Here is a 6,305-nt window from a genome sequence, read left to right on the forward strand (position 1 = left end):
TGGTCGTTGGTGATCAGACAGTCCTGACGCATGGAATGGTCCCTTCAAGTTGGTTTGTGTTGATCACAGTCCAACTTTCGGGGACCACTCCACGCGAGGTTGCTGGGCCGCCGTCAGGTAGCAATTGGGGCTGGAGTGGTCTTTGAGGCGCTCGGTCGGATCAGCCCAGCTGCGCCTGCAGCTGCTGCTTCGCCTCGTCGAACTGAGCAGCGAATGTCTCGACGAGCTCTGCGGTCGTCCGCTGCTGGCCGAGCGCACCGATGCCCTGTCCCGAGCCCCAGATGTCCTTCCAGGCCTTCGAGTCCGAACCCGAAGACGAGCTGAAGTCCATCTTCGTGGGATCGGCGTCGGGCAGATTGTCCGGGTCGAGGCCCGAGGCGACGATGGATCCGCGCAGGTAGTTGCCCTTCACACCGGTGAAGTAGTTCGAGTACACGACGTCGTCGGCGCCGGATTCGACGATCATCGTCCGGTAGTCGTCGACAACATTCGCCTCGGGCGTGGACAGGAAGGCCGAGCCGATGTAGGCGAAGTCGGCACCGGCGGCCAGAGCCGCAAGGATCGACCGGCCGTGGGCGATGGCGCCCGACAGCAGCAGGGGACCATCGAACCAGGAGCGGATCTCCTGGACCAGGGCGAACGGCGACTGCGCCCCGGCGTGCCCGCCGGCACCGGCGGCCACGGCGATGACGCCGTCGGCGCCCTTCTCGACGGCCTTGTTGGCGAAGCGGTTGTTGATGACGTCGTGGAGGACGACACCGCCGTAGGAGTGGACGGCTTCGTTGACCTCCTCACGGGCACCGAGCGAGGTGATGACGATCGGCACTTGGTGGCGGACCACCTCGGCGAGGTCCTCCTCGAGGCGATTGTTCGACCGGTGGACGATGAGGTTGACTGCGAACGGAGCGGCGGGCTGCTGCGGATTCGCCGCAGTGTGGGCGGCGTTCGACTCGGAGATCTCATCGAGCCAGTCGGTCAGCTGCGAGGCGGGACGGGCGTTCAGCGATGGGAAGGATCCGACGATTCCGGCCTGGCACTGGGCCTTGACCAATTCGGGCCCCGAGGCGATGAACATGGGGGAGCCGACGACGGGCAGACGGAGTTGGGAGCGCAGATCGGTGAAGCTTGTCACGGTGCCTCCTTGCGAAGATGAATGCATACACTCACTCTAACTGAACGATTGTTAAATGCGATACGGAACACATTCTCTTTCGTCTCCTGGCCCGCATTTCGGCTGATCAGACGACGACGGCGCAGACTCTCTGAGGAGTCTGCGCCTTCGGCAGTGATAAGAAGCTGGATCAGGAATCCGTGAAGTTCGGGTCCCGCTTCTCGACGAAGGCGGCCATGCCCTCGGACTGATCATTCGTGGCCAGGGACGAATGGAAGAGTCGGCGCTCGTAGCGCAGTCCCTGCTCCAGGGTCGTCTCGAATGCGGTGTTCACCGCTTCCTTGACCATCGCCGAGGCGATGCGGGACTTCGACGCGATCGTCTGCGCGATCTCGTTCGCCGTGTCCAGGAGCGCTTCGGGTTCGACGATGCGGGCGACGAGTCCGGAACGTTCGGCCTCCTCGGCGCCCATCATCCGGCCTGTCAGGCACATGTCCATGGCCTTTGCCTTGCCGATGGCGCGGGTCAGTCGCTGCGATCCGCCCATGCCCGGGAGCACGCCGAGGTTGATCTCGGGCTGTCCGAACTTCGCCTTCGTCGACGCGATGAGGATGTCGCCCATCATCGCCAGTTCGCAGCCGCCGCCCAGGGCGTAGCCGCCGACGGCGGTGATGACGGGCTTGCGCACATCGGTCAGCCGGGTCCAACCGGCGAACCAGTCAGCCTTGTATGCGGTCGAGAAGTCGAGGCTCGACATCTCCTTGATATCTGCGCCGGCGGCGAAGGCCTTCTCGCTGCCGGTGATGATGATCGCTTTGATCGAATCGTCTGCGTCGTAGGCCGTCGCGGCATCTGTGGTGTCGGTGAGCACCTGCAGATTGAGCGCGTTGAGCGCTTTCGGTCGGTTGATCGTGATGGTGGCGACGCCGTCGGCGACGTCGGTCAGGATGGTTTCGAATTCGCTCATGAGAACACCTTGTCTTCGTGGTCGGTGGTGAGGATGGACTGGACCTGTTCGTCGGAGACCTCGGCCAGCGAGGCGGGACTCCACTGCGGGTTGCGGTCCTTGTCGATGACCTGCGCGCGGATACCCTCCTTGAGGTCCGGCAGGCCGGTGAGCGTGACGGCGACCCGGTAGTCCTGTTCGAGGACGTCGGCCAGGTTCATCGATGCGGCGTTCCTGACCGCAGCCAGGGTCACCTTCACCGAGGTGGGGGCCTTCGTGCCGATGAGCTCAGCGGTGGCCTGGGCATCGGGGTTCTCGTGCGCGGCGAGAGCCGCGACGATGGCTTCGGCGTCGTCGCCGGCGTAGCAGGCGTTGATCCAGTCGGCCGCCTCGGCGAGTTCGTTGTCCGGAACATCGGACGAATATCGGCCGATGACCGCGTCGAGGTCCTCGCCATCGGTGAGCTCGGCGATGAGATCGGGGATCTGCGCGTCAGGGACGAAGTAGTCGGCGAGGCCCAGTGCGATCGCAGCGCCGGCCCCGACGGGCTGCCCGGTCAGCGCAAGGTGGGTGCCGAGCTCTCCGGGGGCGTTGGCCAGCAGGTGGGTGCCGCCGACGTCTGGGAAGAGCCCGATTCCGGTCTCCGGCATTCCGACCTTCGTCGAATCGGTGACGATGCGGTGCGATCCGTGTCCGGAGATGCCGACTCCGCCGCCCATCGTGATGCCGTTCATGATGACGACGTAGGGCTTGGGGAACTCAGAGATTGCGAAGTTCATCTTGTATTCGCGGTTCCAGAATCTCGCGTTCTCATCGCTGCCGGCCACGATGTCGTTGTACACGGCCTTGATGTCGCCGCCCGCACACAGACCGCGTTCCCCGCGACCGGTGACGAGGACGAGGTTGACCGCTTCGTCGTCGCGCCATGCGTTGAGGGCGTCATCGATGGCACCCACCATGTCCTGGCTGAGCGCATTGATCAGCTTCGGTCGGTTGAGTTCGATTCGGCCGACCCCGTTGTTTACCGAGGTGATGACGGAGGCGTCCGCCTGCTCTGCCGAAGGTTCTGTCATATCAGCCCACTCCTGTGCTCTTGCGCGAGATGATCACGCACATGATTTCGTTGGTGCCTTCCAGAATCTGGTGGACTCGCAGGTCACGCACCAGCTTCTCAATTCCATACTCTGTCAGATAGCCGTAGCCGCCGTGCAACTGGAGTGCCCTGTTCGCGACATCGAAACCGGTGTCGGTGGCCTTGAGCTTGGCCATGGCCGAGAGCAGAGAGGTGTTCGGGTCGCCTGCGTCATAGGCTCCTGCGGCCCGCCACAGCAGGGAGCGAGCACCCTCGAGGTCGGCCTGCATCTGCGCGACCTCGAAGCGCAGAGCCTGGAATCCGGAGAGCTCGGTGCCGAAGGCCTGGCGCTCACCCATATAGGCGATGGCCTTCTCGAGCGCGGCCTGACCGCCGCCGAGCGAGCAGGCGCCGATGTTGAGACGTCCGCCGTCAAGTCCGGACATCGCGATCTTGAAGCCTTGGCCGGGCGCGCCGAGCATGTTCTCCTTCGGAACCCGCACGTTCTCCATGATCACCTGTCGGGTCGGCTGTGAGCGCCAGCCCATCTTCTGCTCATTGGGGCCGAAGCTCAGACCCTCCATACCCTTCTCGAGGATGAAGGCGGAGATTCCACGCGCTCCGTCCTGGCCTGTGCGGGCCATGACGAGGTAGGTATCCGAGGTGCCGGCGCCGGAGATGAACTGCTTGACTCCGTTGAGCACATAGTGGTCGCCGTCCTCACGGGCGGAGGTGCGCAGGGCGGCCGCATCGGAGCCGGCATTGGGCTCGGTCAGGCAGTAGCTGCCGAGGTGCTCCATGGAGACGAGCTTCTCGAGGTACGTCGTCTTCTGCTCGTCGTTGCCGAACTTGTCGATCATCCACGCGACCATGTTGTGGATGGAGATATAGGCGGCGACGGAGGGGCATCCGGTCGACATCGCTTCGAAGATCAGCGCTGCGTCCATCCGGCCCATTCCGGTTCCGCCGGACTCCTCGCTGACGTAGATGCCTCCCATTCCGAGTTCGGCAGACTTCCTGATGACGTCGACGGGGAAGAAGTGTTCGGCATCCCATTGGAGGGCGTGTGGGGCGACTTCGGTATCGGCGAACTCACGCACCATCCCGGCGACGGTCTGCTGTTCGTCGGTGAGACCGAAAGGTAGGGCAGCGGCTGTACTGCGGGACATGATTCCTCCAAGAATCGGACGCTTATTCGGTGATCGACACCACGATACGTCCATATTACTTGGACATCCAACTAATTTCTCGCCGAGGCGGCCCCGATGGCCGATGGTCTGTTCGGCGGCCGGCTTCGGTCGGCTCAGGCGCCGGCTTCGAGTCCCGAGCGCAGTGTTTCGAGATGGGGGAGCAGAGAGTCGAGGTCGATACCGGAGAAATCGGGGGAGGAGAAGACCTCGGCGTTGAGCGCCTTCGTTGCTTGAGCGGCGAGCTCGCGACCGGCATCAGTGAGGTCGACGAGCGTCGTCCGGCGATCATCGGGGTGGCTGCGTCTGGCGACGAGGCCAGCCTTCTCGAGGCGGTCGACAGAGTTCGTCGTCGAGGTCGCATGCACCTGCAGTCGAGCGGAGATCTTCGACATCGGCAGGGTCCCGGCTCGTGTGAAGGATAGGAGAGTGAGCACCTCATAGCGCGAGAACGTCAGCGCGAAGGGCTTGAGGGCGGCATCGACTCGGGCCAGGAACAGCTGGTGGATCCTCATCACTGAGATCACTGTCGTCATTCCATCGGCTGCATCGTCCCATCCGTGGGCCAGCCATTGTCGACGGGACTCTTCGATCGGGTCGAACCCCGTACTTGTATTCTCTTCTGCCGCCATTGTCGACAGTGTAGTGAAGTGAGAAGATGGGCGCATGTGCGGTCGACTCAATATGTCTCTCGATCCGGCGGATCTCGCTGATGAGCTGCGGTTGGATGTCGTCTCCTATGACTACGCGCCGCGCTTCAATGTGCCCCCGGGGTCATTCGTGCCGATCGTCGTCGAACGACTCGACGAGGACGGTCAGCTTCATCGCCGTCTCGAAACCGCGTCTTGGGGACTGGTGCCGGCATGGGCGAAAGATCCCAAAATCGGCTTCAAGGCATTCAATGCCCGATCCGAGACAGTGCTCGAGAAGCCGATGTTCCGGCAGGCCATCCGACGTCGTCGCTGTGCGCTGCCGATTCCGGGCTATTACGAATGGGAGAACACAGAAGACGGCAAGCAGCCATGGATGATGACCGCTGCCGGCGAGGACCCCCTCTTCATGGCGGGACTCTTCGAGTTCTGGAAACAGCCGGATGAGACCTGGTTGGTCTCCACGACGATCCTGACGATGGAGTCCGCGGGGCACCTCAGCGATGTCCACCATCGGATGCCCGTGTTCCTCGGGCGCGACCAGATCAGTGACTGGATCGACCCTGGAGTCCTGACGAATGATGTGCCGGACCTGTTGGCGGCGACACTTGATCAGGTTGATCCCGCCAGCGTCACTCGGCACAAGGTCGGCAAAGCGGTCGGAAACGTCCGCAACGATTCTCCCGAACTCGCCGAACCCGTGGCGTAGGTCTCTCTTAACGCTGTGCGGCGGAGACGTTCGCCCGAGATCTCGGGGTCTTTCGGAGTGCGGGAGTGGGCACGTGCGGAGCGGTTTTGCAGGTGGCCGAAGATGTGTGTATTGTTGTCCAGGTTGCCAGGCCGCAAGGAACGGCAACAGTCGCTCTGATCGGGAACGATACGGGCAAACCGAAGATGAACTTCGAGTTGCGCGGATCGGAACAACCATGTAGAGTAGACATCCGCTGGCACAGCGCGTCGCAAGACGAAAAGTGCAAACAGAAACTGATACCCCCAGTGAACACGCTCGGTTTTCGGGTGGTGGTGATGGGTGTGTGTTTGTGGTTTGAGAATCCAATAGCGTGTTTGTTTGAACAAGTTGTGATGCCAGAACATTTAATATTTCTGGTAAGACAATCACCTGGCCAAACATTGGTTCACCTGTGGTGGGTGGTTCTTCGCCGAACCTCTCGCATCACATGGGTGGATGGTGTGTTTGGTCAGTATTTTTTGGTCAATCTTCTCACCCCGTGAGGGGTTGGCTGTCTTGCTGGGATTCATTCGTAACATAAAGTTTTTTATGGAGAGTTTGATCCTGGCTCAGGACGAACGCTGGCTGCGTGCTTAACACATGCAAGTC

General features: G+C 62.1%; 7 protein-coding genes and 1 rRNA gene. 3 read left to right on the top strand and 5 right to left on the bottom strand.

Features of this window, described 5'->3' with window-relative positions:
* Positions 1-160 precede the first annotated feature (160 nt).
* The 5 genes from HK108_RS18515 to HK108_RS18535 all read right to left on the bottom strand — a co-directional run bounded on the left by HK108_RS18515 (position 161) and on the right by HK108_RS18535 (position 4,948).
* Complete coding sequence (locus HK108_RS18515; RefSeq protein ID WP_229664274.1) at positions 161-1,132, bottom strand: NAD(P)H-dependent flavin oxidoreductase; 972 nt, start codon at positions 1,130-1,132, stop codon at positions 161-163.
* A gap of 169 nt (positions 1,133-1,301) precedes the next feature.
* Entirely contained in the window at positions 1,302-2,078 is a 777-nt protein-coding gene (locus HK108_RS18520) for an enoyl-CoA hydratase (protein WP_181272597.1), read from the bottom strand.
* Positions 2,075-3,130, bottom strand: coding sequence for an enoyl-CoA hydratase/isomerase family protein (locus HK108_RS18525; protein WP_181272598.1), 1,056 nt, complete (start codon positions 3,128-3,130; stop codon positions 2,075-2,077). The genes HK108_RS18520 and HK108_RS18525 overlap by 4 nt, the downstream gene beginning before the upstream one ends.
* A gap of 1 nt (position 3,131) precedes the next feature.
* The gene (locus tag HK108_RS18530) at positions 3,132-4,298 is read right to left on the bottom strand and encodes an acyl-CoA dehydrogenase family protein (RefSeq protein WP_181272599.1); all 1,167 of its coding nucleotides are present in this window, start codon (positions 4,296-4,298) and stop codon (positions 3,132-3,134) included.
* Positions 4,299-4,432: 134 nt separating this feature from the next.
* The gene (locus tag HK108_RS18535) at positions 4,433-4,948 is read right to left on the bottom strand and encodes a MarR family winged helix-turn-helix transcriptional regulator (RefSeq protein ID WP_139468528.1); all 516 of its coding nucleotides are present in this window, start codon (positions 4,946-4,948) and stop codon (positions 4,433-4,435) included.
* 52 nt (positions 4,949-5,000) lie between these two features.
* On the opposite strand from HK108_RS18535, the gene HK108_RS18540 reads away from it, so the two are divergent.
* The 3 genes from HK108_RS18540 to HK108_RS18550 all read left to right on the top strand — a co-directional run.
* Complete coding sequence (locus tag HK108_RS18540; RefSeq protein ID WP_229664275.1) at positions 5,001-5,675, top strand: SOS response-associated peptidase; 675 nt, start codon at positions 5,001-5,003, stop codon at positions 5,673-5,675.
* Positions 5,676-5,767: 92 nt separating this feature from the next.
* Positions 5,768-6,199, top strand: a complete 432-nt coding sequence (locus tag HK108_RS18545; RefSeq protein WP_181272600.1) for a hypothetical protein — start codon at positions 5,768-5,770, stop codon at positions 6,197-6,199.
* Between the two features lie 43 nt (positions 6,200-6,242).
* Positions 6,243-6,305: ribosomal RNA gene (locus HK108_RS18550) — 16S ribosomal RNA — on the top strand; the annotation flags it as partial.

Source organism: Brevibacterium sediminis (assembly GCF_013623905.1).
GTDB lineage: Bacteria > Actinomycetota > Actinomycetes > Actinomycetales > Brevibacteriaceae > Brevibacterium > Brevibacterium sediminis.

Excerpts from the sequence above, each read along its gene's own strand:
- HK108_RS18535 (WP_139468528.1), bottom strand. The coding sequence starts at position 4,948 with ATGGCGGCAGAAGAGAATACAAGTACGGGGTTCGACCCGATCGAAGAG.
- HK108_RS18530 (WP_181272599.1), bottom strand. The coding sequence starts at position 4,298 with ATGTCCCGCAGTACAGCCGCTGCCCTACCTTTCGGTCTCACCGACGAA.
- HK108_RS18540 (WP_229664275.1), top strand. The coding sequence starts at position 5,001 with ATGTCTCTCGATCCGGCGGATCTCGCTGATGAGCTGCGGTTGGATGTC.
- HK108_RS18520 (WP_181272597.1), bottom strand. The coding sequence starts at position 2,078 with ATGAGCGAATTCGAAACCATCCTGACCGACGTCGCCGACGGCGTCGCC.
- HK108_RS18525 (WP_181272598.1), bottom strand. The coding sequence starts at position 3,130 with ATGACAGAACCTTCGGCAGAGCAGGCGGACGCCTCCGTCATCACCTCG.